Origin of the sequence: Pseudomonas putida (genome assembly GCF_009883635.2) — a bacterium.
GTDB lineage: Bacteria > Pseudomonadota > Gammaproteobacteria > Pseudomonadales > Pseudomonadaceae > Aquipseudomonas > Aquipseudomonas putida_W.
The window spans coordinates 3045366-3070355 of sequence record NZ_CP026115.2; the positions used below are offsets into that span (position 1 = coordinate 3045366).

The 24990-nt window shown below is 62.8% G+C and carries 19 protein-coding genes; 8 read left to right on the plus strand and 11 right to left on the minus strand.

Annotated features, from left to right (window positions below):
* Window positions 1–12: 12 nt before the first annotated feature.
* From C2H86_RS13780 to fdhA, 5 genes are all read left to right on the plus strand, one after another.
* Window positions 13–348 carry a sarcosine oxidase subunit delta gene (locus C2H86_RS13780; RefSeq protein ID WP_103448656.1) on the plus strand — a complete coding sequence of 112 codons (336 nt, stop codon included), beginning with the start codon at window positions 13–15 and terminating at the stop codon, window positions 346–348.
* A complete protein-coding gene (locus C2H86_RS13785; protein ID WP_159408583.1) occupies window positions 345–3362 on the plus strand; it encodes a sarcosine oxidase subunit alpha in 3018 nt (1005 codons plus the stop codon). The genes C2H86_RS13780 and C2H86_RS13785 overlap by 4 nt, the downstream gene beginning before the upstream one ends.
* Before the next feature lie 74 nt (window positions 3363–3436).
* On the plus strand, window positions 3437–4069 hold the full coding sequence (locus tag C2H86_RS13790; protein WP_159408584.1) for a sarcosine oxidase subunit gamma: 633 nt from the start codon (window positions 3437–3439) through the stop codon (window positions 4067–4069).
* A 12-nt stretch (window positions 4070–4081) separates the two neighbouring features.
* Complete coding sequence (gene purU, locus C2H86_RS13795; protein ID WP_159408585.1) at window positions 4082–4939, plus strand: formyltetrahydrofolate deformylase; 858 nt, start codon at window positions 4082–4084, stop codon at window positions 4937–4939.
* Window positions 4940–5206: 267 nt separating this feature from the next.
* Window positions 5207–6406, plus strand: a complete 1200-nt coding sequence (fdhA, locus tag C2H86_RS13800) for a formaldehyde dehydrogenase, glutathione-independent (protein ID WP_060480490.1) — start codon at window positions 5207–5209, stop codon at window positions 6404–6406.
* A gap of 42 nt (window positions 6407–6448) precedes the next feature.
* Here fdhA and C2H86_RS13805 read toward each other — a convergent pair whose 3' ends face one another.
* From C2H86_RS13805 to C2H86_RS13820, 4 genes are all read right to left on the minus strand, one after another.
* The gene (locus C2H86_RS13805; protein WP_159408586.1) at window positions 6449–6658 is read right to left on the minus strand and encodes a hypothetical protein; all 210 of its coding nucleotides are present in this window, start codon (window positions 6656–6658) and stop codon (window positions 6449–6451) included.
* A gap of 163 nt (window positions 6659–6821) precedes the next feature.
* The gene (locus C2H86_RS13810) at window positions 6822–7085 is read right to left on the minus strand and encodes a DUF3077 domain-containing protein (protein WP_159408587.1); all 264 of its coding nucleotides are present in this window, start codon (window positions 7083–7085) and stop codon (window positions 6822–6824) included.
* 165 nt (window positions 7086–7250) lie between these two features.
* Complete coding sequence (locus tag C2H86_RS13815; protein ID WP_159408588.1) at window positions 7251–7487, minus strand: hypothetical protein; 237 nt, start codon at window positions 7485–7487, stop codon at window positions 7251–7253.
* Window positions 7488–7770: 283 nt separating this feature from the next.
* Complete coding sequence (locus C2H86_RS13820) at window positions 7771–8394, minus strand: RHS repeat-associated core domain-containing protein (protein ID WP_240349706.1); 624 nt, start codon at window positions 8392–8394, stop codon at window positions 7771–7773.
* A gap of 244 nt (window positions 8395–8638) precedes the next feature.
* Here C2H86_RS13820 and C2H86_RS13825 point away from each other — a divergent pair, with 244 nt between their 5' ends.
* Window positions 8639–9214 (plus strand): DUF2780 domain-containing protein, encoded by a 576-nt coding sequence (locus C2H86_RS13825; protein ID WP_159408589.1) that lies wholly within the window; start codon window positions 8639–8641, stop codon window positions 9212–9214.
* Between the two features lie 448 nt (window positions 9215–9662).
* On the opposite strand, the gene C2H86_RS13830 is transcribed toward C2H86_RS13825, so the two are convergent.
* The gene (locus C2H86_RS13830) at window positions 9663–11012 is read right to left on the minus strand and encodes an APC family permease (RefSeq protein ID WP_159408590.1); all 1350 of its coding nucleotides are present in this window, start codon (window positions 11010–11012) and stop codon (window positions 9663–9665) included.
* 227 nt (window positions 11013–11239) lie between these two features.
* Window positions 11240–12127 (minus strand): acyltransferase, encoded by an 888-nt coding sequence (locus tag C2H86_RS13835; protein WP_159408591.1) that lies wholly within the window; start codon window positions 12125–12127, stop codon window positions 11240–11242.
* A 182-nt stretch (window positions 12128–12309) separates the two neighbouring features.
* Between C2H86_RS13835 and C2H86_RS13840 the strand changes: the two genes are divergently transcribed.
* On the plus strand, window positions 12310–12810 hold the full coding sequence (locus C2H86_RS13840; protein WP_159408592.1) for an ATP-dependent zinc protease family protein: 501 nt from the start codon (window positions 12310–12312) through the stop codon (window positions 12808–12810).
* A 98-nt stretch (window positions 12811–12908) separates the two neighbouring features.
* Here the strand turns inward: C2H86_RS13840 and C2H86_RS13845 are convergent, their stop codons facing one another.
* The 5 genes from C2H86_RS13845 to aceE all read right to left on the minus strand — a co-directional run bounded on the left by C2H86_RS13845 (window position 12909) and on the right by aceE (window position 21589).
* The gene (locus tag C2H86_RS13845) at window positions 12909–13532 is read right to left on the minus strand and encodes a glutathione S-transferase (RefSeq protein WP_159408593.1); all 624 of its coding nucleotides are present in this window, start codon (window positions 13530–13532) and stop codon (window positions 12909–12911) included.
* Window positions 13533–13535: 3 nt separating this feature from the next.
* Window positions 13536–14204, minus strand: a complete 669-nt coding sequence (gene msrA / locus C2H86_RS13850) for a peptide-methionine (S)-S-oxide reductase MsrA (RefSeq protein ID WP_159408594.1) — start codon at window positions 14202–14204, stop codon at window positions 13536–13538.
* Window positions 14205–14348: 144 nt separating this feature from the next.
* On the minus strand, window positions 14349–17033 hold the full coding sequence (locus C2H86_RS13855) for a putative bifunctional diguanylate cyclase/phosphodiesterase (protein WP_159408595.1): 2685 nt from the start codon (window positions 17031–17033) through the stop codon (window positions 14349–14351).
* 259 nt (window positions 17034–17292) lie between these two features.
* Window positions 17293–18930, minus strand: coding sequence for a dihydrolipoyllysine-residue acetyltransferase (gene aceF, locus C2H86_RS13860; RefSeq protein ID WP_159408596.1), 1638 nt, complete (start codon window positions 18928–18930; stop codon window positions 17293–17295).
* 13 nt (window positions 18931–18943) lie between these two features.
* On the minus strand, window positions 18944–21589 hold the full coding sequence (gene aceE, locus C2H86_RS13865; protein WP_060512192.1) for a pyruvate dehydrogenase (acetyl-transferring), homodimeric type: 2646 nt from the start codon (window positions 21587–21589) through the stop codon (window positions 18944–18946).
* A gap of 383 nt (window positions 21590–21972) precedes the next feature.
* Here aceE and glnE point away from each other — a divergent pair, with 383 nt between their 5' ends.
* Window positions 21973–24906: a bifunctional [glutamate--ammonia ligase]-adenylyl-L-tyrosine phosphorylase/[glutamate--ammonia-ligase] adenylyltransferase gene (gene glnE / locus C2H86_RS13870; protein ID WP_159408597.1), complete on the plus strand. Its 2934-nt coding sequence runs from the start codon at window positions 21973–21975 to the stop codon at window positions 24904–24906.
* Window positions 24907–24990 lie beyond the last annotated feature (84 nt).

The window sequence follows — 24990 nt, forward strand, 5'->3', positions numbered from 1 at the left end:
GGAGCCACCGTCATGTTGCATATTTTCTGTCCCCATTGTGGCGAGCTGCGCTCCGAAGAAGAGTTCCACGCCTCTGGCCAGGCGCACATCGCCCGCCCGCTGGACCCCAACGCCTGCTCCGACGAGGAGTGGGGCACCTACATGTTCTACCGTGACAACCCACGCGGTATTCACCACGAACTGTGGGACCACGTTGCCGGCTGCCGCCAGTACTTCAACGTCACCCGTAACACCGTGACTTACGAAATTCTGGAAACCTACAAGATTGGCGAGAAGCCGCAAGTGACCGACGCCGGCAAGCCAAGCAGCGCACCGTCGACCGTCAAAGGCCAAGGGGAAAAAGTATGAGCCAGACCTATCGCCTCGCCAGCGGCGGCCGTATCGACCGCAGCAAGGTCCTGAACTTCACCTTCAACGGCAAGACCTACCAGGGTTATGCCGGTGACAGCCTGGCCGCCGCGTTGCTGGCCAACGGCGTCGACATCGTTGGCCGCAGCTTCAAGTACTCGCGCCCACGCGGCATCATCGCCGCCGGTACCGAAGAGCCGAACGCCATCCTGCAGATCGGCTCCAGCGAAGCCACCCAGATCCCTAACGTGCGTGCCACCCAGCAGGCGCTGTACGCAGGCCTGGTCGCCACCAGCACCAACGGCTGGCCGAACGTCAACAACGACGTCATGGGCATCCTCGGCAAGGTGGGCGGCAGCATGATGCCGCCGGGCTTCTACTACAAAACTTTCATGTACCCGAAATCGTTCTGGATGACGTACGAGAAGTACATTCGCAAGGCAGCCGGCCTGGGCCGTGCGCCGCTGCAGAACGATCCGGACAGCTACGACTACATGAACCAGCACTGCGACGTGCTGATCGTCGGTGCCGGCCCTGCTGGCCTGGCCGCCGCGCTGGCCGCTGCCCGCAGCGGTGCCCGCGTGATCCTGGCTGACGAGCAGGAAGAGTTCGGCGGCAGCCTGCTCGACACCCGCGAAACCCTCGACGGCAAGCCTGCCGCCGACTGGGTCAACGCCGTGGTCAAAGAGCTGGAAAGCCTGCCGGAAGTGACCCTGCTGCCACGCGCCACGGTCAACGGCTACCACGACCATAACTTCCTGACCATTCACGAGCGCCTCACCGACCACCTCGGCGACCGCGCCCCGATCGGCCAGGTTCGCCACCGCGTGCACCGTGTTCGCGCCAAGCGCGTGGTGCTGGCTGCCGGCGCCCACGAGCGCCCGCTGGTGTACGGCAACAACGACCTGCCGGGCAACATGCTGGCCGGTGCCGTGTCCACCTACGTTCGCCGTTACGGCGTGGCCCCGGGCCGCAAGCTGGTGCTGTCGACCAACAACGACCATGCCTACCGCGCCGCGCTGGACTGGCACGACGCTGGCCTGCAGGTGGTCGCCATTGCCGATGCCCGCCACAACCCACGCGGTTCGCTGGTTGAAGAAGCACGCGCCAAGGGCATCCGCATCCTCACTTCCAGTGCCGTGATCGAGGCCAAGGGCACCAAGCACGTCAGCGGCGCCCGCGTGGCCGCCATCGATGTGCAGGCGCACAAGGTCACCAGCCCTGGTGAAACCCTCGAATGCGACCTGATCGCCACCTCCGGCGGCTACAGCCCGATCGTGCACCTGGCGTCGCACCTGGGCGGTCGCCCGGTCTGGCGTGAAGACATCCTCGGCTTCGTGCCGGGCGATGCCCCACAGAAACGCGAATGCGTGGGTGGCATCAACGGCGTCTACACCTTGGGCGATGTGATTGCCGATGGCTTCGAGGGCGGCGCCCGCGCAGCCACTGAAGCCGGCTTCAAGGCCACCGTTGGCAGCCTGCCGAAAACCGTGGCGCGCAAGGAAGAGGCCACCGTGGCGCTGTTCCAGGTGCCGCACGACAAGGGCACTGCCCGCGCACCCAAGCAGTTCGTCGACCAGCAGAACGACGTCACCGCCGCAGCCATTGAACTGGCCACCCGCGAAGGCTTCGAGTCGGTCGAGCACGTCAAGCGCTACACTGCACTGGGCTTCGGTACCGACCAGGGCAAGCTGGGCAACATCAACGGCCTGGCCATCGCCGCCCGTTCGATCGGCATCACCATCCCGGAAATGGGCACCACCATGTTCCGCCCGAACTACACGCCGGTAACCTTCGGTGCAGTAGCCGGTCGTCACTGTGGCCACCTGTTCGAGCCAGTGCGCTTCACTGCCCTGCATGCCTGGCACGTGAAGAACGGCGCCGAGTTCGAAGACGTCGGCCAGTGGAAGCGCCCTTGGTACTTCCCGAAAGCCGGTGAAGACATCCATGCCGCCGTGGCCCGTGAATGCAAGGCCGTGCGTGACAGCGTGGGCCTGCTGGACGCCTCGACCCTGGGCAAGATCGACATCCAGGGCCCGGACGCGCGCGAGTTCCTCAACCGCATCTACACCAACGCCTGGACCAAGCTCGACGTGGGCAAGGCCCGCTACGGCCTGATGTGCAAGGAAGACGGCATGGTCTTCGACGACGGTGTGACCGCCTGCGTCGGCGACAACCACTTCATCATGACCACCACCACCGGCGGCGCCGCCCGCGTGCTGCAGTGGATGGAGCTGTACCACCAGACCGAATGGCCAGAGCTGAAGGTGTACTTCACCTCGGTCACCGACCACTGGGCCACCATGACCCTGTCCGGCCCGAACAGCCGCAAGCTGCTCAGCGAGCTGACCGACATCGACATGGACAAGGAAGCCTTCCCGTTCATGACCTGGAAGGAAGGCAACGTTGGCGGCGTACCGGCCCGCGTGTTCCGTATCTCGTTCACCGGTGAGCTGTCGTACGAAGTCAACGTGCAGGCCAACTACGCCATGGGCGTGCTGGAACAGATCATCGAGGCGGGCAAGAAGTACAACCTGACCCCGTACGGCACCGAGACCATGCACGTACTGCGTGCCGAGAAGGGCTTCATCATCGTCGGCCAGGATACCGATGGCTCGATGAACCCGGACGACCTCAACATGAGCTGGTGCGTGGGCCGCAACAAGCCGTTCTCGTGGATCGGCCTGCGTGGCATGAACCGCGAAGACTGCCTGCGCGACAACCGCAAGCAGCTGGTAGGCCTGAAGCCGATCGACCCGACCAAGTGGCTGCCCGAAGGCGCCCAGCTGGTGTTCGATCCGAAGCAGCCGATCCCGATGGACATGGTTGGCCACGTGACCTCCAGCTACGCCTCCAACTCCCTGGGCTATTCGTTCGCCATGGGTGTGGTCAAGGGCGGCCTCAAGCGCATGGGCGAGCGTGTGTACTCGCCGCAGGCCGATGGCAGCGTGATCGAGGCGGAGATCGTGTCTTCGGTGTTCTTCGATCCGAAGGGTGAGCGGCAGAACGTCTAAGGCCCCGGATGGCCGCGCAGCCTGCTTGCAGCGCTGCGCAGCCCTGACGAACAAGAATTCAAGGCAGGTAAGAAATGAGCGCTATCAACGTCTTCCAGCAAAACCCCGGCGCCGAGGCCAAGGCCCAGTCGCCACTGCACCACGCCGACCTGGCCAGCCTGGTTGGCAAAGGCCGCAAGAACGCAGGCGTGACCCTGCGTGAGAAGAAATTCCTCGGTCACCTGACCATTCGTGGCGATGGTCACAATCCGGAATTCGCCGCTGGCGTGCACAAGGCCCTGGGCCTGGAGCTGCCGGTTGCCCTGACCGTCGTGGCCAATGCTGACAGCTCCCTGCAATGGGTCGGCCCCGACGAGTGGCTGCTGATCGTTCCGGGCGGCCAGGAACTGGCGGTTGAACAGAAGCTGCGTGCGGCCCTCGAAGGCCAGCACATCCAGGTGGTGAATGTCAGCGGCGGGCAGAGCCTGCTGGAACTGCGCGGCCCCAACGTGCGCGAAGTGCTGATGAAATCCACCAGCTATGATGTTCACCCGAACAACTTCCCGGTCGGCAAGGCCGTCGGCACCGTGTTCGCCAAGTCGCAGCTGGTGATCCGCCGCACTGCCGAAGACACCTGGGAACTGGTGATCCGCCGCAGCTTCTCCGACTACTGGTGGTTGTGGCTGCAGGACGCTTCGGCCGAGTACGGCCTGAGCATCGAGGCGTAAGGAGAGCAGAACATGAGTCGGGCACCGGATACCTGGATTCTCACCGCCGATTGCCCGAGCATGCTCGGCACCGTCGACGTAGTGACGCGTTACCTCTACGAGCAGCACTGCTACGTCACGGAGCACCACTCCTTCGATGACCGGCTGTCGGGGCGTTTCTTCATTCGCGTGGAGTTCCGCCAGCCGGACGATTTCGACGAGGCGGGTTTCCGCGCCGGCCTCGCCGAGCGCAGCGATGCGTTCGGCATGGCCTTCGAGCTGACCGCACCCAATCACCGCCCCAAGGTGGTGATCATGGTGTCCAAGGCCGACCATTGCCTGAACGACCTGCTGTATCGCCAGCGCATCGGCCAGCTGGCCATGGACGTGGTCGCGGTGGTGTCCAACCACCCGGACCTCGAACCCCTGGCGCACTGGCACAAGATTCCCTACTACCACTTCGCCCTCGACCCGAAGGACAAGCCTGCGCAGGAGCGCAAGGTGATCCAGGTGATTGAAGAAACCGGCGCGGAGCTGGTGGTGCTTGCCCGCTACATGCAGGTGCTGTCGCCGGAGCTGTGCCGGCGTCTTGATGGTTGGGCGATCAACATTCACCACTCGTTGCTGCCCGGGTTCAAGGGCGCCAAGCCTTATCACCAGGCCTACAACAAGGGCGTGAAGATGGTCGGCGCCACGGCGCACTACATCAACAACGACCTCGACGAAGGGCCGATCATTGCCCAGGGTGTCGAGGTGGTGGACCACAGCCATTACCCGGAAGACCTGATCGCCAAGGGGCGTGACATCGAGTGCCTGACATTGGCGAGGGCGGTGGGGTATCACATCGAGCGGCGGGTGTTCCTCAACGCCAACCGGACAGTCGTTCTCTGACATCCTGCACCGGCCCCTTCGCGGGACAAGCCCGCTCCCACAGGTATCGCGTTGCTCCAGGCCTACGCAATACCTGTGGGAGCGGGCTTGTCCCGCGAAGGGGCCGACATTTCTACCTGCCGTTAAAAGGCATCTCCCTGTCGTTTCCAGTCAGTGCAATCCGCCGTATCAGGCCCACAATTCCCTGCATTCCAGTAACACAAGCCGCCCATGGATGGCGGCGCGTTCACCACCGCTGCATACATAAAAATCAAGCGAGGTAAGAGCATGTCTGGCAATCGTGGAGTGGTGTATCTCGGCGCGGGCAAGGTCGAGGTGCAGAAGATCGACTACCCGAAAATGCAAGACCCACGCGGCAAGAAAATCGAGCACGGCGTGATCCTCAAGGTGGTTTCCACCAACATCTGCGGCTCCGACCAGCACATGGTCCGCGGCCGCACCACTGCCCAGGTCGGCCTGGTCCTGGGCCACGAAATCACCGGTGAAATCGTCGAGATGGGGCGTGATGTAGAGCGCCTGAAGATCGGCGACCTGGTGTCGGTACCGTTCAACGTCGCCTGCGGCCGTTGCCGCTCGTGCAAAGAGATGCACACCGGTGTCTGCCTCACCGTCAACCCGGCCCGCGCTGGCGGTGCCTACGGCTACGTCGACATGGGCGACTGGACCGGTGGGCAGGCCGAATACGTGCTGGTGCCGTACGCCGACTTCAACCTGCTGAAACTGCCGGACCGCGACAAGGCCATGGAGAAGATCCGTGACCTGACCTGCCTGTCCGACATCCTGCCAACTGGCTACCACGGCGCCGTTACTGCCGGCGTTGGCCCAGGCAGCACCGTCTACGTCGCCGGTGCCGGCCCGGTCGGCCTGGCCGCCGCTGCCTCGGCGCGCCTGCTGGGCGCCGCCTGCGTCATCGTGGGTGACCTCAACCCGGCGCGCCTGGCCCACGCCAAGTCCCAGGGCTTCGAAGTGGTCGACCTGTCCAAGGACACCCCGCTGCACGAGCAGATCGTCGACATCCTCGGCGAACCGGAAGTGGACTGTGCCGTTGACGCCGTCGGCTTCGAGGCCCGTGGTCATGGTCATGAGGGCGCCAAGCACGAGGCCCCGGCCACCGTGCTCAACTCGCTGATGCAAGTGACCCGCGTAGCCGGCAACATCGGTATCCCGGGCCTGTACGTGACCGAAGACCCAGGCGCGGTGGATGCCGCTGCCAAGATCGGTGCGCTGAGCATCCGCTTCGGCCTGGGCTGGGCCAAGTCGCACAGCTTCCACACCGGCCAGACCCCGACCATGAAGTACAACCGCCAGCTGATGCAGGCGATCATGTGGGACCGCATCAACATTGCCGAAGTGGTGGGCGTGCAGGTGATCAACCTGGATCAGGCGCCGGAAGGCTATGGCGAGTTCGATGCAGGCGTGCCGAAGAAGTTCGTGATCGACCCGCACAAGATGTGGGGCGCGGCTTGATCGCGTGATGTAACAAAGAGCCCCTCATCTTGAGGGGCTTTTTTATGGCTGCTCGTCTGAGCCTTGTACGACAAGCACCGAGCCCATCTGGTCGATCGCCAGAAGGCCACCGGCTTGAGTGTTGTCTGTACTCAACTCTGCCAATGGTTGTTCCGCATTGCGGAAAATGGCGCGATGCTGGTCGCCTTCTTTCACGGTAATGAGCTTGTCGCCCTGGTAGAAGAAAAGTGAACGGTTCGATGCTTTGTTCATGATTCAAGTCCCTGCCGTGCTGGATGAATGGCGGTTGCTTGAGGCCCATTCTGAACAGCTGCAGGGATTTTACTACTGGCAGAAATACTAGTTTTATAGTCTGACACGAGTCTCTGTGGGAGCGGGCTCGCCCGCGAAGAGGCCAGCCCTGCCAACCCATCACTCAGCGCATCATCCCCAATTCAGCATCATCCATCAGCGCCTTGGCCATCGCACTCAGATAATGTGAAGCCCAAAGCAATTGCGGCTTGTTGTCCATCAGGCCATCAATGGTCAAATCCCGCACATAGCCCATCAGTTCCGAAGCCTGTTCCCGTGCACTCTGGCAGGGAATGCCCGGGGCAATGCAGAACAGCGGGTGGGTCTGGCCTTCGCCCTGGTAGAAAAAGGTCGTGCCTACGGTGGTCTTGATGCCGTCGCTGGTCATCGTTCTATCTCCCTGAAGTTTCTCGACAGCCAGGCCCGGCCCTATCGCGGCTAAAGCCGCTTCTACAGGCCGTGCGCCAAGCCTGAGGCCAGCATTGAACCTGTAGGAGCGGGCTTGTCCCGCGAAGAGGCCAGGCCAGGCCAGGCAACGCAAGGCTTGGAGCCCTTAATGCAAAGTCCGCGGCTCAGCAGGCAACTGCACCTGAATTAAGGCCGTCTCAAGCAGCACCCGCAACGTTTCGAGCTCATGCATCGTGGCCATGATCAGAATCGAGGCCGGCGACTTGGGCTGCAGCAGAATCGCCTGATGCGCGACGGTTTGGGCACATAGCGCATAGTCCGTGGCCTGGATGAGGGTGTCTTCGAGGGAATGGGAGGTGTGGGGTGGATTGCTGCTGTACATGGGTTGACAGACCGGTAGGTCAAACAAAACCCGGCGCACGTGAAGTGCCCCATGCACAGCTGCCATATAGGCAAAGCCATGTGTTTGACTAGGACGGCCTGTCAAAGCCGGTCGCTGATTTCGCAGCGACCGCCCGAGACTAGAGCCCGGCCCAGATCATCGCAATGGCTTAAGCGACTTGGGACAGTAATTCAGGAACGTCCTACAAGTAAGCGTAAAAATCTGAAAGTCTTGGCGAGTTTGGCACGCTGAGCGGTCTAAAGGGGGCCAGCAGCAACAAACGCTACAATAGTTGGGACCTTTGCCAAGCCTCGCGAGTCGATTTTCTAATCTTTGATGTGTCGTCTTGTACGGCGTTTCCTACCCTGCCTACACCCTTTCCTTTTTTAGCAAGGTTATTTAGAACAACGGAAACAACTATGGCTAAGATGATTACTGCAACTATTATCCCTACGACCACTTGGAAGAAGAAGTGGCCTGTAGGATCTTTACGGTTAATCGGATCTCCTGCGCAATAGGCATAGGCATTCAATCCACCCTTTCCAAACGGGCTCATGGAGTCCGGCGAAAAGAATCGCATGAGTGTGGGGCTATAGGAACGATAGCCATTGCCAAGTGCGTAGAGCCCCAGAGCGTTGCGGTGTTCGCCGTTGAAGCCCAGCGATGACGATGTCCCTATCTGGTAGGGAGTGTGCCCGTATGGCGTGTAAGAAAATGAGTTTGGCAGAGATGCCTTAAGGCTCTTCAATACTGATCGACTCATGTCGCTACCGAACAAATTTGCCGGACTTGCCCCGCGCCGTTCCGCCAAAGGTATGTCCTGATGATGGAACAATGAAATAGCTTGGTCTTTCGACTTTATGGTGTGCAGATGCGGGCCTTTATAGAAGTGCTGCTGAGTATTCACTCGCCTACCCTCGTTGATAGTTTTGCCTGCCATCCGACAGGCAGGAGTTGAGCTCAGCGTCGTTCGCTTCCGAACAATGCCACAACTGGCAAAAATGCTAGGCAGCGATAGCATTGCGGCGCTCATACTTGCCGGGGAGGATAGGCGGGCCCAAGCGGCCCGAAGCATGTCTCGGAACAAATCTTCGAACATTCAGTCTAATGGCTCGTTTCCCAGGCCATCCCGGCCAACGAGGTCTCTCCCGATGAAAGCATTCACCCTGGCAACTCTGCTGACCCTGGCCGCAAGTCCGGTGTTCGCCTTCAACCTCAGCGACGCCGCCAACGCCGTCTCTTCCATGCAGAACCAGAAGCAACAAGGCCAGGTACAGGCACCCGAAGGGCAGGCCAATCTGCTCAACACCCTGGGCAGCCAGCTGAACATCACCCCCGAACAGGCCGTGGGCGGGGCAGGGGCCATGTTGGGGCTGGCGCGCAACAACCTGAGCAGCGACGACTATGGCCAGCTGACCAAGGCCGTGCCGGGCCTGGACCTGCTGTCGGGCGCCAATGCCCTGGGCGGGTTGAGTGGGTTGGGTGATTTGCTGGGCAGCGACAAGGGCAACCAGTCGGCCCTGGACAAGGCGCTGGGCAACGATGTGCAGAACCGTGGCGACCTGGACAGTGCGTTCAAGGCGCTGGGGATGGATACCGGGATGATCGGGCAGTTTGCGCCGTTGATTCTGCAGTACCTGGGGCAGCAGGGGATTGCCGGGTCGTTGTTGCAGAATCTGGGGAGTTTGTGGACTACTCCTGCGCCATTGGCCCAGCCTTCGGTCTAAAGCCCGGTCGCCAACCAACGTTTTTGAGCACTGTCATGTCCAGCCCGATCTCAAGCCATGCCCGAGGGGGCGCGCGCCTCTGGTGCAGGCGTAACTGGCCCGAAACAGACGTAGGAGCGAGCGCAGCTCGCGATGCGCCGCGCGGGCGGCGCTCGATGTCACAGGCGCCACACCCCTCAAGGCATGCGCATGGCGGCCCTGACCGGGTCGCCTGCCAATCTCCTGGCTTGGCCACACCGGCCTTTCAGGTATGACGCCTGGGGTGTAACCGGAAGATGTTGTAGAGGCAAGCAGGTGCTCGGCATCACACCTTCAGCGCCTATCAGATCGAGCGCCGCCCGCGCGGCGCATCGCGAGCTGTCGCTCGCTCCTACGTCTGTTTCGGACCAGTCAAGCCTGTGAGATCAGTGCGCAAGCGCATTGTTTGATCGGCGCGGGATCGGGTTGGCTATGCAGCTTCTGTGAAGTCCACCAGGCGTACCGGGCGGCGGAAGCCGGCGGTCAATACCGCCAGGTAGGCCAGGCCCAGGGCAAACCAGCACAGGCCAATCACCAGAGTCAGTGCCGACAGGCTGGTCCACAGCCACAGAGTCAGCGCCAACCCCACCAGCGGCACCAGGCCATAGCACAGCAGCCCCTTGAGGTTACGCTGGGCGCCATCGTCCATCAGGTGGGTCTTCACCACCGCCAGGTTCACCGCCGAGAACGCCACAAGCGCACCGAAGCTGATCAGCGAGGCAAGGGTGGCCAGGTCGATCACAAGTGCCAGCAGCGAAAACGCCGACACCAGCGCAATGGCGAACACCGGCGTGCCAAAGCGTGGCGACAGATAACCGAAGCTGCGTCGTGGCAGCACGTTGTCCCGCCCCATGGTGAACAGAATGCGCGATACCGCCGCCTGGGAGGCCAGCGCCGAACCCAGGCTGCCGGCCACGTACGCGGCGGTGAAGAAGTTGGCCAGGAACTGACCGCCCGCCTTGAACATCACCTCGTTGGCCGCTGCATCAGCATTGGCGAAGGTGCTTCCCGGCAAGACCAGCTGGCTGACGTAGGCCAACACGGTGAACAGCACACCAGCAAACAGGGTGGTGAGGATGATAGCCCGTGGCACGTCGCGGCGGGCATCGCGGCACTCTTCTGCCAGAGTCGAGACAGCGTCGAAGCCGAGGAACGACAGGCACAGCACCGCCGCACCGGCCATGATCGCGCCAAAGCCGGGCTTGGAACCATCACCCATCAGCGGCGACAGCAGGTCCAGCGGCTGGCCGGCCAGCGACTGGCACGACAGAGCGACGAACACCACGATGAACACGATCTGCGCGCCGACGATCAGGTTGCTGGTCTTGGCCACCGAGTGGATGCCGACCACGTTCAACACCGTTACCAGCACGATCGAGGCCAGGGCGATGGACCACGCCGGGATGGCCGGGAAGGCGATGTTGAGGAACAGGCCGATCAGCAGGTAGTTGATCATCGGCAGGAACAGGTAATCCAGCAGCAGCGACCAGCCCGCGAGGAAGCCGACGTTGGGGCCGAAGGCCATGTTGGTGTAGGAGTACGCCGAGCCTGCGACCGGGAAGCGCTTGACCATGAAGCTGTAGGACGCTGCGGTGAACAGCATGGCCACCAGGGTGACCATGTAGGCGCTGGCGGTGCGGCCGCCAGTGAGTTCGGTGACGATGCCGTAGGTGGTGAAGATAGTCAGCGGGACCATGTACACCAGGCCGAAGAACACCAGGGCGGGGAGGCCGAGGACACGGCGCAGTTGGGCGGAGTTGGAGCTGGGTGGGTTGGCCATCGATCGATCCAGGCATTTTTGTAGTTGTGCTTTGGTCGATTTTTATCCACTTAGGTGGGTGATGACAAAAAAGTATTACTTATTCTGATTATTAGCCTGGGTTTTAATCGGGGTTGTGTGCACTCCTGTGCCGGCCTCTTCGCGGGACAAGCCCGCTCCTACAGGAATACCGCCGACCTGTAGGAGCGGGCTTGTCCCGCGAAAGGGCCGGCACAGGCGAAGCGGGTTCAGCCTATTTCTGCCCGCAGCTGCGCGATCCGCTGGTCCTTGTCCAACCACAGCTGATTCACCCAGGCCTGCACGGTCTGGCGGAAGGCCGGGTCATTTTCATAATCTCCTTCCCACAATGCCGGGTCCAGCTCACGCACCTGAATGTCGATAATCACCCGGCTGATGCTGCCATTGAGCAAGTCCCAGAACCCGGGCGCCTGGTTGCCGGGATAGACGATGGTCACGTCCAGCAGCGCATCCAGCTGCTCGCCCAGCGCCGCCAGCACGAACGCCACGCCGCCGGCCTTGGGCTTGAGCAGATATCGGTAGGGCGACTGCTGTTCGCGGTGCTTGGCCTCGGTGAAGCGGGTGCCTTCGAGGTAGTTGACCACGGTCACCGGCTGGCGCTTGAACAGCTCGCAGGCGGCCTTGGTGATCTCCAGGTCCTTGCCCTTGAGCTCCGGGTGCTTTTCCAGGAACGCTTTGCTGTAGCGCTTCATGAACGGGTAGTCGAGGCCCCACCAGGCCAGGCCCAGCAGCGGTACCCAGATCAGCTCTTTCTTGAGGAAGAACTTGAAGAACGGCGTGCGGCGGTTGAGGCTTTCGATCAGCGCCGGGATGTCGACCCAGGTCTGGTGGTTGCTGACGGCCAGGTAGGACGTGTCCTTGCGCAGGTTCTCGACGCCACGGATGTCCCATCTGGTGGGGATGCACAGGGCGAAGATGGCCTTGTCGACCTCTGACCAGGCTTCAGCGACCCACATCACGGCAGCGGAGGCGTAGTCGCGCCAGCGCCCCTGCAACACCAGCTTGAGCAGGGCGAAGACCATCAGCGGGCAGATCATCACCACGGTGTTGAGTAGCAGCAGGGTGGTTGTGAGAATGCCGGTAAACAGGCGACGCATAAGGAAACTCTTGTTGTGGGAAGTTGGCAGGGCGCAATGATAAGCAGCGCTGGGGTCTACGCCAAATGTCCAATGCCCGACGGCGGGGACAAATGTTTCACAACATGTTGGTTAGGCTTGTGACAGCGAACCTATCCTGCCAGTGCAGTCTAAGCACTGACCCTTTTCAAGGAAGCCTGCCTGTGAAATCTCTGCTTGCCCTGTTATCGCTGCTGGCGTTGCCGGTCATGGCCGCCGAACCCACGCTGTATGGCCGTTACGAGAACATCAAGTTGCCCGAGCTTGGCCAGACCCTGAAGGCCAAGATGGACACCGGTGCCTGGACGGCCTCCCTGTCGGCCAAGGACATCGAGCTGTTCACCCGCGATGGCGAGGAGTGGGTACGTTTCCGCCTGGCAACCAAGGACTCCGACGGCAAGGTCTATGAGCACCAGGTCTCGCGCATCAGCAAGATCAAGGGCCGTGCCGATGAAGAGGATGAGGGTGATGGACCGGACATCTCCAAGCGGCCGGTGGTTGACCTTGAGATGTGCCTGGGTGGCGTGAAGCGCACCATGGAGGTCAACCTGGTGGACCGCAGCCACTTCAACTACCCGTTGCTGATAGGTTCCAAGGCGCTGCGCCAGTTCAAGGCGGCAGTGAACCCGGCCAAGAAGTTTACTGCGGGCAATCCTGATTGCTGAATATGATGTCGGTCTTGCCGGCCCTTTCGCGGGGCAAGCCCGCTCCTACAGGCATTGCGTGAACTTGTAGGAGCGGGCTTGTCCCGCGAATAGGCCCTTCAGGCCACCGGAGCCGTGGCAACCATCGACGGCCGTTTGGCCACGTCGGCATACCATGCCGCCAAGCCAGGCTGGCGCTCACGCCAACCGAATTCAGGCTGACGCAGGTCCAGATACCCTAGCGCACACGCCACGCCAATCGCCGCGAGATCGAAACCGCTAGCCAATTCAGCCAGGTGCTCCTGCTCCAGGTTCGCCAGGCTGCGACGCATTTTCTCGCCCTGCGCTTCGAGCCAGCCCTCCCAGCGCTTCTCTTCAGGCCGCAGGAAGCTCTCGTAGCGGCTCGACACCGCCGCATCCATGATCGCGTCCGCCTGCGAAGCCAAGGTCATGCGCCGCCAGCGCGCCGAGCCCTCGCGCGGCAGCAGTGGCATGCCGACATGCTGCAGGTCGAGGTACTCGCAGATCACCCGGCTGTCCTGCAGCACGGTGCCGTCTTCCAGGCGCAGGGCCGGGATCTTGCCGATCGGGTTGTCTTGGTTGAGCTGCTCGTCGCCGCTCACCGGGCTGATGTTCACCGGCTGCAGGCTGACGCGCTGCAGCTGGCCGGTTTCGTGCAGCACCACCATGACCTTGCGTACGAACGGCGACAGCGGCGAGTGGAACAGGGTCATCGTGCTCATGGTTCAGTTGCCCTGCAGGCTCGGTGGCAGGCACACGCCAGTGCCGCCTATGCCGCAGTAGCCGTCCGGGTTCTTGGCCAGGTACTGCTGGTGGTAGGCCTCGGCGAAGTACACGGTCGGCGCCTGGTCGATCTCGGTGGTGATCTCGCCGAAGCCGGCCTTGCTCAGTTCGGCCTGGAAGGCGTCGCGGCTGGCCTTGGCCTGCTCCAGCTGCTCAGGGCTGGTGCAGTAGATGGCCGAACGGTACTGGGTGCCGACGTCGTTGCCCTGGCGCATGCCCTGGGTCGGGTTGTGCAGTTCCCAGAACATCGCCAGCAGTTCGCGGTAGCTGACCTTGTCCTTGTCGAACACCACCAGCACTACTTCGGTGTGGCCGGTCAGGCCCGAGCAGACTTCTTCGTAGGTCGGGTTCGGGGTGAAGCCACCGGCGTAGCCGACAACGGTGCTCACCACGCCTTCACGCTGCCAGAAGCGGCGCTCGGCGCCCCAGAAACAGCCCAGGCCGAAGATGGCGAAGTCGATGGCGCCTTCGAAGAACGGGCCAAGCAGTGGCGTGCCTTCGAACACGTAGTGGAATTCGGGCAGGGACATTGGCGCTTCGCGGCCAGGCAGGGCCTGCTCCGCAGTAGGCATGACGTTTTTGTTCACCAGGATTTCCGAACGCAGGACCATGGCCGTTCCTCTGTGTTAATTCAGTTGGATAGGTGTTGGGGCCATTCGCGGGACAAGCCCGCTCCTACAGGGATCGTGTAGGAGCGGGCTTGTCCCGCGAAAGGGCCCGAATGGGTTCTAGTGTGCCCGAGCTTGAGGCAGCTGTCAGGCCATTGGACCGCGCGGATAGCGCTTGAGTTTTTCTGCAAGCTCGCGGCCTGGGATCGGCCTGTCGAACAGGTAGCCCTGACCGACGTCGCAGCGGTGCCTACGCAGAAACGCCAGTTGTTCTGGTGTCTCGATGCCCTCGGCCACTACCTTGAGCTTGAGGTTGTGGGCCATGGCCACCACCGCCGAGGTGATTTCCATGTCGTCCTGGTTGTCGGGGATCTCGTTGATGAAGCTGCGGTCGATCTTGATGATGTCGATCGGAAACTTCTTCAGGTAGCTCAACGACGAATAACCGGTGCCGAAGTCATCCATGGCCAGGGTCAGGCCCAGGGCCTTGAGCTCGTCGAGCTGGCGATGGGTGTCTTCCGAGGCTTCCAGCAGCAGGCCTTCGGTCAGCTCCAGCTCGAGCAAGTGCGCTGGCAGGCCTTCTTCCTTGAGGATGGAGGCGATCGAGGCCACCAGGTCGGGGTCGGAGAACTGCTTGGGCGACAGGTTGATGGCCACGTGCAGGCAGCCCATGCCGGCTTCCTGCAGCTGCTGGCTCATGCGGCACGACTGGCGCACCACCCATTTGCCGATGGGGATAATCAGGCCGGTTTCCTCGGCCACGCTGATGAACTGGTCCGGGCGGATCATGCCGCGCTCGGGGTGGTTCCAGCGCAGCAAGGCCTCAAGGCCCAGCAGGCGGCCGCTGCGCAGGCACAGCTTGGGCTGGTAGAACACCTCCAGCTCGTTCTGGGTCAGGGCGCGGCGCAGGTTGTTCTCGACGAACAGCTTGTAGCTCGCTTCGGCGTTGAGCACTTCGGTGAACACCTGCACCTGGTGCTTGCCGTTGGCCTTGGCCTTGTGCAGGGCGAGGCCGGCGTTCTTCATCAGGGTGGTCGGGTCGCTGCCGTGCAGCGGCGCGCAGGCCAGGCCTACCGAGGCGGTGACGTTGATCAGCTGGTTGTCGACGAACATCGGCTTGTCGAGGGTGCGAAGCAACTGCAGGGCGACACCTTGGCCGTCCTCCAGGCTGGTGTCGTCGAGCAGCACGGCGAACTCGTTGCTGGCGAAACGGGCGAGCACGCCGTTGGCGCTCAGGCTGTTGCGCAGGCGCCGGGCCAGGCTGATCAGCAGCTTGTCGCCGGTCTGGTGGCCGAGGCTGTCGTTGATCCGCTTGAAGTTGTCGATGTCCACCAGCAGCAGGCAGATCGGGTTCTCGCTGTCGCGGGCGAAGCGCTCGTCGAGCTTGCGGATGAACGCCGGGCGATTGCCGAGGTTGGTCAGGTTGTCGGTGTAGGCCAGGCGCTCGATGCGCTGCTGGGCCAGCTTGGTCTGGGTGACGTCTTCGTAGATGCCGATGTAGTGGGTCAGCTCACGGTTGTCGCCGTACACCTTGGAGATCGACAGCTGGCCCCAGTAGGGTTCGAGGTTTTTGCGTCGGCTCTTGAATTCACCCTGCCAGCTGTTGCCCATGGCCAGGCTCGACGGCGAGTCGAACAGCAGCTCGCTGAGGTTCTCCAGGGCTGGCAGCTCGGCCAGGTGGTGGCCCTGGACCTCCTCGGTGCTGTACTGGGTGATCGCCGTGAAGCTTGGGTTGACGTACTCCACCACGCCATCGCGGTTGACCAGCAGGAAGGCACTGGCACTCTGTTCCACGGCCCGCTGGAACAGGTGCAGGGCGCTGGCGGCGGTGCGCCGGTTGTGGTTGGTGATGACCTGGGCGAACTGGTCGGCCAGCTCACCGGCAAAAGCGATTTCATCGGACTGCCAGGCCCGCGGCTGGCCGGTCTGCTCCAGGCACAACACGCCGACCACCTGGCCATCGACGCGAATGCTGGCGTCGAGCATGGCGTTGTTGTCGGCATACAGGCTCTGGGCCAACTCACGGGTCCGAGGGTCGTGGTTGGCGTTGTGGGCGTCGATGGCGCGGCTGGCGTGCAGGGCTTCCAGGTAGTCGGGGAAGCGGCTGGCATCGATCGGCTCGGGCAGGCGGTGCACTTGCTCGTTGCGCAGCCAGGCACTGATCGGCTCCAGGCGCTGGTCGTCCAGGTGCCAGATGCTGGCGCTGTCGACCTTGTAGATTTCGCAGGCGCTGCGGGTGATCAGCTGGGCGGCCTCGAGCAGTGAATTTTCGGCGCTGTAACGCTGGCGGGCAAGGCGCAGGATGAGGTCTTGCTGGGCGCGCACGCGCTCCAGGTGCTCAAGTTGCTCCTGCTGGGCACGCTGGTTGATCTGCAGGGCCAGTTGCAGGCGGTTGTTGCGCGATTCCAGGTCGTTGGTGTCGAGGTCGCTGTCGTCTTCGTCATCGAGCACCGTCAGGAAGCCGCGCAGCAGCTGGCGGTTGTGCTGCTTGAACGCTTCGCCGGCTTCCAGCAGGCGCAGCGCACGGGCCTGGGTATGCAGGGTATAGCGCACGCGGTAGTAGCCACGGTTGCTCAGTTGCAGCTGGATCTCATCGTGCAGCCGATAGCGTGCTTCGGGTTCCATCAGGCTGGCGTAGGGCGAATCGATGAGTGCGCACAGCTCGGAGGCGGGCAGGCCGAACTGGCGGTCGCAGGCCGGGTCCAGGTAGAGCATCGCCCAGTTGGCTTCGTTCAGCCTTTCGAAACGCAGCATGCCGAGCCGCGAGGGCACGGGGAGCTGCGTGACGACCTCGGCCGCCACACGGCTGGCGGCATCGGGTTGGCTTTTCATCGAAGACTCGCTTGAAGGGGGACGCGGCCTGGGCGGCGGCGCATCTGGCAAGGTTGCATCATGTCCCTGAGGCTGGCAAGCGGCCATGAGGGCTGTCATGTATATGTTTTCGGCCGGCGGGCTGAAATCCTTAGTTTGGCTTGAGGATTTGGGGGCTGGCAGGCAAAAAAAAGCCCCGCCATCTGGCGGGGTTGAGGTACGAGCGTGGCAGCTCGAAAAGGGTACCTGCCTCCCCGAGGAGAGGCAGGCGGGCTGCGTGTTACAGCAGCATGGTGCGGATATCGCCCAGCACGTCGCCCAGGCGCTTGGTGAAGCGCGCGGCGGCAGCGCCGTTGATCACACGGTGATCGTAGGACAGCGACAGCGGCAGCATCAGCTTCGGCTGGAAGGCCTTGCCATCCCAGACTGGCTGCATGGTCGCCTTGGAGACGCCCAGGATCGCCACTTCCGGCGCGTTGACGATCGGCGTGAAGCCGGTGCCGCCAATGTGGCCGAGGCTGGAGATGGTGAAGCAGGCACCTTGCATGTCGTCAGCCGACAGCTTTTTGGTGCGCGCCTTCTCGGCCAGTGCAGCGGCTTCGGCAGCCAGTTGCAGCAGGCTCTTCTGGTCGACGTTCTTGATCACAGGGACCAACAGGCCGTCCGGGGTGTCCACGGCGAAGCCGATGTGCACGTACTTCTTGCGGATGATGGCCTTGCCGCTTGGCGCCAGCGAGCTGTTGAAGTCCGGCAGTTCCTTGAGCAGGAAGGCGCAGGCCTTGAGCAGCAGTGGCAGCACGGTCAGCTTGACGCCAGCCTTCTCGGCCACGGCCTTCTGCGCAACGCGGAAGGCTTCCAGCTCGGTGATGTCGGCGGAGTCGAACTGGGTCACGTGCGGCACGTTCAGCCAGCTGCGATGCAGGTTGGTGGCACCGACCTGCATCAGGCGGGTCAGGGCGACTTCTTCTACTTCACCGAACTTGCTGAAGTCCACGGCCGGGATCGGCGGGATGCCAGCGCCACCGGTTGCGCCAGCGGCGGCTGGAGCTTCCTTGGCCTTCTGCATCATCGCCTTGACGTAGACCTGCACGTCTTCTTTCAGAATGCGACCGTGCGGACCGGTGGCGGCAACTGCGCCCAGGTCGACACCGAATTCACGGGCCAGCTGGCGAACTGCGGGGCCTGCGTGAACCTTGGCGTTGCTGCCGGCAGCCGGTGCGGTAGCGACCGGCGCTGGAGCTACGGCCGGAGCAGCTGCTGGAGCGGCAGCGGCAGGCGCGGCAGCCGGGGCAGGTGCAGCAGCGGCTGGAGCCGGGGCAGCAGCTGGCCCTGCGCCAGCAACCTTGAGCTTGAAGATCAGGTCGCCAGTGCCGACTTCGTCTTCCAGCTTGCACAGGACTTCTTCGACCACGCCGGCAGCCGGCGACGGGATTTCCATGGAGGCCTTGTCGGACTCCAGGGTAATCAGCGACTGGTCGGCTTCGACGGTGTCGCCGACCTTGACCAGGACTTCGATGATCTTGGCCTTGCCCGACGAACCGATGTCCGGCACGTGGATGTCCTGCACGCTGGCGGCAGCCGGGGCTGAGGCCGGAGCAGGGGCGGCTTCGGCGGCTGGAGCCGGCGCAGCTGCCTGGGCTGGAGCAGCTGCGGCAGCCGGAGCCTCAGGGGCCGCAGCAGCGGCGCCCTCGGCTTCCAGGACCAGCAGCTCGTCGCCTTCTTTCAGGCGGTCGCCCAGCTTGACCTTCAGTTCCTTGATCACACCGGCCTTTGGCGCCGGGATTTCCATGGAGGCCTTGTCGGACTCCAGGGTCAGCAGGCTCTGGTCAGCCTCGATACGATCACCGACCTTGACGAACAGCTCGATGATTTCACCTTCACCGCTGCCGATGTCAGGTACGCGAATGAGTTCGCTCACTTAAAAATACTCCTCAGCAGTCCAGTGGGTTGCGCTTGTCCGGGTCGATGCCGAACTTGACGATGGCGTCAGCCACAACCTTGGGTTCGATCTCGCCGCGGTCAGCCAAGGCTTCCAGGGCAGCCAGCACCACGAAGTGGCGGTCGACTTCGAAGAAGTGACGCAGCTTCTTGCGGCTGTCGCTGCGACCGTAACCGTCGGTACCCAGGACCTTGAACTCTTTGCTCGGCACCCACTGGCGAATCTGCTCGGCGAACAGTTTCATGTAGTCGGTGGAAGCGATGACCGGACCTTTGCGACCGTTCAGGCACTGCTCGACGTAGGTCTGCTGTGGCTTCTGGCCAGGCTTCAGGCGGTTGGCGCGTTCCACGGCCAGGCCGTCGCGACGCAGTTCGTTGAAGCTGGTGACGCTCCACACGTCGGCGCCGACGTTGAACTCTTCACGCAGGATCTTCGCCGCTTCGCGGACTTCGCGCAGGATGGTGCCGGAGCCCATCAGCTGTACGTGGTGCGCGGCTTCGCGGGTATCTTCTTCCAGCAGGTACATGCCCTTGATGATGCCTTCCTCGACACCGGCCGGCATGGCTGGCTGCTGGTAGGATTCGTTCATCACGGTGATGTAGTAGAAGATGTCCTGTTGCTCTTCGGTCATCTTCTTCATGCCGTCCTGGATGATCACCGCCAGCTCGTAGCCGTAGGTCGGATCATAGGTGCGGCAGTTCGGGATGGTGCCCGCCATCATGTGGCTGTGACCGTCTTCGTGCTGCAGGCCTTCACCGTTGAGGGTGGTACGGCCGGCGGTACCGCCGATCAGGAAGCCACGGGTGCGGCTGTCGCCGGCAGCCCAGGCCAGGTCGCCAATGCGCTGGAAGCCGAACATCGAGTAGAAGATGTAGAACGGCAGCATCGGCTGGTTGTGGCAGCTGTACGAGGTACCGGCAGCGATGAACGACGACATGGCGCCGGCTTCGTTGATGCCTTCCTCGAGGATCTGGCCCTTCTTGTCTTCGCGGTAGAACATCACCTGGTCTTTATCGACTGGCTCGTAGAGCTGGCCGACCGACGAGTAGATGCCCAGCTGGCGGAACATGCCTTCCATACCGAAGGTACGGGCTTCGTCCGGGATGATCGGGACGATGCGCTGGCCGATGTCCTTGTCCTTGACCAGCTGCGCCAGGATGCGCACGAAGGCCATGGTGGTGGAAATTTCGCGGTCGCCCGAGCCGTCCAGGATCGCTTTCAGCGTTTCCAGTGGCGGGGTCGGCACGCTGAAGCTCTTGGCGCGGCGCTGAGGCACGAAGCCACCCAGGGCATTGCGACGCTCGGCCAGGTACTTGGCTTCGGCAGAACCTTCTTCCGGCTTGAAGAACGGCAGGTTCTCAAGGTCGGCATCCTTGACCGGGATGTCGAAGCGGTCGCGGAAGTGACGCAGGCTGTCGACGTCGACCTTCTTGGTGTTGTGCGCGGTGTTCTTGGCTTCGCCGGCACCGGTACCGTAACCCTTGATGGTCTTGGCCAGGATGACGGTCGGCTGGTCCTTGTGGTTCACAGCCTGGTGGTAAGCCGCGTAGACCTTGTACGGGTCGTGGCCGCCACGGTTGAGCTTCCAGATCTCGTCGTCGGACAGGTCTTCGACCATGGCCTTGAGCTCTGGGGTGTTGAAGAAGTTCTCACGAACGTACGCGCCGTCTTTGGCTTTGTAGTTCTGGTACTCGCCGTCGATGACTTCGTCCATGCGGCGCTGCAGGGCACCGTTGGTGTCCTTGGCGAACAGTGGGTCCCAGAAGCGGCCCCAGACCACCTTGTTGACGTTCCAGCCACCGCCACGGAACACGCCTTCGAGTTCCTGGATGATCTTGCCGTTGCCGCGAACCGGGCCGTCGAGGCGCTGCAGGTTGCAGTTGATGACGAAGATCAGGTTGTCCAGCTTCTCGCGGCCGGCCAGGGCGATTGCGCCCAGGGATTCCGGCTCGTCGCACTCGCCGTCGCCCATGAAGCACCAGACCTTCTGCTTGCCGGCCGGGATGAAGCCACGGGCTTCCAGGTATTTCATGAAGCGTGCCTGGTAGATAGCCTGGATCGGGCCCAGACCCATCGAAACGGTCGGGAACTGCCAGAAGTCAGGCATCAGCCATGGGTGCGGGTACGAAGACAGGCCATTGCCGTCCACTTCCTGACGGAAGTTGTTCATCTGGTCTTCGTTGATGCGGCCTTCCATGAAGGCACGGGCGTAGACGCCTGGCGATGCGTGGCCCTGGAAGAAGATCAGGTCGCCGCCATGTTCTTCGGTCGGCGCCTGGAAGAAGTAGTTGAAGCCGATGTCGTACAGGGTGGCACTGGAAGCGAAGCTGGAGATGTGGCCGCCCAGGTCCGAGTCCTTCAGGTTGGTGCGCATCACCATGGCCAGCGCGTTCCAACGCACCATCGAGCGAATGCGGCGTTCCATGAACAGGTCGCCAGGCATGCGTGCTTCGTGGGTGACAGGGATGGTGTTGCGGTATGGCGTGGTGATTGCGTACGGCAGCTGGGAGCCACTGCGGGTGGCCAGCTCGCCCATGCGGGTCATCAGGTAATGAGCGCGGTCTTCGCCTTCTTTGTCGAGGACCGACTCCAGGGCATCCAGCCATTCCTGGGTTTCGATTGGATCGAGGTCTTGCATGGCTTGCTCCAGGGCGGAAAGGCCACCAGAATCGGGGGCCTGAGTTTGCGACTGGCCTTATGGGCAGACGTCGTGAATTCTTGGATTACCGGGGTGTCTCCCGGCGCCGTGTAGTTTTACTACATTTGCTTCGGCATTTCATGCTTTTGCACGCCATGGGTAGTAGTAAAACTACACAAATGCGACGTTTGGTCGCACCTCGGCTTGTGAGGAAAAACGTTCATGTTGGTTGGCGGTGTGTCGCGAGCAGGTGAATCTTGATGTTTCTTGCCAATGATTCGTTTTTTTCAGCTATTTCCAACTTTTGTATGACAGTCCAACCGAGGTCCGGCTTCCTCTTGGCCGCTTTTTCCCCTTCATTTCACGCCGATCAAGGATAGACCATGCGCCTACCTTTGCCGCTCGAACTGCCTGCTTCGCTGCAACCGCTGGTCGTCCGCAACCAGCAGTTTCTGAGCGATGCCGTGGCAGGCCACGCTGACCTCGACCTGCACACCTGGACCCCATTGCACCGGCAACAGTTCGATCAGGTTGCCGCTGCCAGCGACTTCGTCCTTGGCGTGGCCCAGCGCGAGCCGGCCATGTTGTTCGCCCTGATCGCCAGCGGTGAGCTGGACCGCCGCTACGCCCCGGGCGAGCTGCGCGGGCAAATCGCCGCTGCGGCCCAGGCCGCGCAGAGCGAGGACGAACTGGCGCGCAACCTGCGCCGCGAGCGCAACCGCCAGCAGCTGCGGATCATCTGGCGCGACATTACCCGCCAGGCCGAGCTGGGCGAGACCTGCCGCGACCTGTCAGACCTCGCCGATGCGGCTATCGACGAAGCCTACCAGTGGTTGTACCCGCGCCATTGCCAGCAGTTCGGCACGCCGATCGGCAACCGCAGCGGCCAGCCGCAGCACATGGTGGTGCTGGGCATGGGCAAGCTGGGCGCAGTGGAGCTGAACCTGTCGTCGGATATCGACCTGATCTTCGCCTTCCCCGAAGGTGGCGAAACAGAAGGCGTCAAACGCTCGCTGGAAAACCAGGAATTCTTCACCCGCCTGGGCCAGCGCCTGATCAAGGCGCTCGACCCGGTGACCGTCGACGGTTTCGTGTTCCGCGTCGACATGCGCCTGCGCCCCTATGGCTCGGCCGGCGCGTTGGTGCTCAGCTTCAATGCGCTGGAGCAGTACTACCAGGACCAGGGCCGCGACTGGGAACGATACGCGATGATCAAGGCGCGGGTGGTGGCTGGTGACCAGGCCGCCGGCGCGCAGCTGCAGGACATGCTGCGGCCATTCGTGTATCGGCGTTACCTGGACTTCTCGGCGATCGAAGCGCTGCGCACCATGAAGCAGCTGATCCAGCAGGAAGTACGGCGCAAAGGCATGGCCGACAATATCAAGCTTGGTGCTGGCGGCATCCGCGAGGTCGAGTTCATCGCCCAGGCCTTCCAGCTGATTCACGGCGGGCGTGACCTGAGCCTGCAGCAGCGGCCGCTGCTCAAGGTGCTGGCGACCCTGGAAGGCCAGGGTTACCTGCCGCCAGCTGTGGTGGCGGAGCTGCGCGAAGGTTATGAATTCCTGCGATATACCGAGCACGCCATCCAGGCCATCGCCGACCGCCAGACGCAGATGCTGCCGGACAGCGAGCTGGATCGTGAGCGGGTCGCCTATATCCTTGGCTTTGCCGACTGGCAAAGCTTCCACGATCAGTTGATGTACTGGCGGGGTCGGGTCGACTGGCACTTCCGCCAGGTCATCGCCGACCCGGATGAAGACGAAGGCGAAGGTGAGCTGGTGGTGGGCGGCGAGTGGTCGCCACTGTGGGAACAGGCACAAGATGAAGAGGCTGCCGGCCGCCAGCTGGAGGAGGCGGGCTTCGAGCAGCCGGCCGAAGCGCTGCGCCGCCTGGCCGCACTGCGCGCCAGCCCGCAGCTGCGCTCGATGCAGCGCATCGGCCGCGAGCGCCTGGATGCTTTCATCCCACGTTTGCTGGCCCAGGCCGTGGAGCATGACAACCCGGACCTGGTGCTGGAGCGCGTGCTGCCGCTGGTCGAAGCCGTGGCGCGGCGTTCGGCCTATCTGGTGTTGCTCACCGAAAACCCGGGTGCGCTGCGGCGCTTGCTGACCCTGTGTGCTGCCAGCCCGTGGATTGCCGAGCAGATCGCTCGGTACCCGTTGCTGCTCGATGAGCTGCTCAACGAAGGCCGCCTGTTCAGCCCGCCACTGGCGCCGGAGCTGGCCGCCGAGCTGCGCGAGCGCTTGACGCGCATCCCCGAGGACGACCTGGAACAGCAGATGGAGGCGTTGCGCCACTTCAAGCTGGCCCACAGCCTGCGCGTGGCCGCGTCGGAAATCAGCGGCAACCTGCCGTTGATGAAAGTCAGCGACTACCTGACCTGGCTGGCCGAAGCCATTCTCGACCAGGTGCTGGCCCTGGCCTGGCGCCAGACCGTGGCCCGCCATGGCCAGCCCAAGCGCAGTGACGGCAGCCTGTGCGACCCAGGGTTCATCATCATCGGCTATGGCAAGGTCGGCGGCCTGGAGCTGGGCCATGGTTCGGACCTCGACCTGGTGTTCATTCACGACGGCGACCCGCAAGCGGAAACCGACGGCGCCAAACCGATCGACAGCGCGCAGTTCTTCACCCGCCTGGGCCAGCGCATCATCCACCTGCTGACCACCCAGACCAACTCCGGCCAGCTGTACGACGTCGACATGCGCCTGCGCCCGTCCGGCGCGGCGGGGCTGCTGGTCAGCTCACTGGGGGCGTTCGAACGTTACCAGCAGAGCGAGGCCTGGACCTGGGAGCATCAGGCCCTGGTGCGCGCCCGTGTGCTGGTGGGCTGCAAGCAGGTGGCGACGGCGTTCGAGGGCGTACGCGCCAAGGTCCTGGGCCAGGCCCGCGACCTGGGCAAGTTGCGCAGCGAAGTGAGCGAGATGCGCGCCAAGATGCGCGACAACCTCGGCACCAAGGCCACGCTTGCCGGTACCGCGGCCAATGCCTTCGATGCCGGTGTGGCGTTCGATATCAAGCAGGATGCAGGCGGTATCGTCGATATCGAATTTATGGTGCAATACGCCGCTTTGGCCTGGTCTCACGAGCACCCGGCCATACTCCGATGGACCGATAACATCCGCATTCTGGAAGAGCTGGAGCAGGCAGGTTTGATGCCGGCCAGTGACGCGGTGCTGTTGCGTGAGGTGTACAAGGCGTTCCGCTCGGCGTCGCACCGCCAGGCCCTGCAGAAGCAGGCCGGGGTGATCGATGCGGCGCAGTTTGCCGATGAGCGCCGCGAAGTGCGGCGGATCTGGGGTGAGCTGGGGCTGACCTGAAGGCCCTGAAAGGGTCTGAGTGGTACACTGTCCGCCACATAGCCTGAATATAAAGAGGGGAGGCCAGGCTGTATGCAGCCTGTA

Bases quoted from the DNA above. Each gene is read 5' to 3' on its own strand.
- C2H86_RS13815 (WP_159408588.1), bottom strand. From the start codon at position 7,487: ATGTACAGCAGCAATCCACCCCACACCTCCCATTCCCTCGAAGACACC.
- C2H86_RS13825 (WP_159408589.1), top strand. From the start codon at position 8,639: ATGAAAGCATTCACCCTGGCAACTCTGCTGACCCTGGCCGCAAGTCCG.
- C2H86_RS13785 (WP_159408583.1), top strand. From the start codon at position 345: ATGAGCCAGACCTATCGCCTCGCCAGCGGCGGCCGTATCGACCGCAGC.
- glnE (WP_159408597.1), top strand. From the start codon at position 21,973: ATGCGCCTACCTTTGCCGCTCGAACTGCCTGCTTCGCTGCAACCGCTG.
- C2H86_RS13830 (WP_159408590.1), bottom strand. From the start codon at position 11,012: ATGGCCAACCCACCCAGCTCCAACTCCGCCCAACTGCGCCGTGTCCTC.
- msrA (WP_159408594.1), bottom strand. From the start codon at position 14,204: ATGGTCCTGCGTTCGGAAATCCTGGTGAACAAAAACGTCATGCCTACT.
- purU (WP_159408585.1), top strand. From the start codon at position 4,082: ATGAGTCGGGCACCGGATACCTGGATTCTCACCGCCGATTGCCCGAGC.
- C2H86_RS13780 (WP_103448656.1), top strand. From the start codon at position 13: ATGTTGCATATTTTCTGTCCCCATTGTGGCGAGCTGCGCTCCGAAGAA.
- C2H86_RS13810 (WP_159408587.1), bottom strand. From the start codon at position 7,085: ATGACCAGCGACGGCATCAAGACCACCGTAGGCACGACCTTTTTCTAC.
- C2H86_RS13790 (WP_159408584.1), top strand. From the start codon at position 3,437: ATGAGCGCTATCAACGTCTTCCAGCAAAACCCCGGCGCCGAGGCCAAG.
- C2H86_RS13805 (WP_159408586.1), bottom strand. From the start codon at position 6,658: ATGAACAAAGCATCGAACCGTTCACTTTTCTTCTACCAGGGCGACAAG.
- C2H86_RS13845 (WP_159408593.1), bottom strand. From the start codon at position 13,532: ATGAGCACGATGACCCTGTTCCACTCGCCGCTGTCGCCGTTCGTACGC.
- aceE (WP_060512192.1), bottom strand. From the start codon at position 21,589: ATGCAAGACCTCGATCCAATCGAAACCCAGGAATGGCTGGATGCCCTG.
- fdhA (WP_060480490.1), top strand. From the start codon at position 5,207: ATGTCTGGCAATCGTGGAGTGGTGTATCTCGGCGCGGGCAAGGTCGAG.
- C2H86_RS13855 (WP_159408595.1), bottom strand. From the start codon at position 17,033: ATGAAAAGCCAACCCGATGCCGCCAGCCGTGTGGCGGCCGAGGTCGTC.
- C2H86_RS13835 (WP_159408591.1), bottom strand. From the start codon at position 12,127: ATGCGTCGCCTGTTTACCGGCATTCTCACAACCACCCTGCTGCTACTC.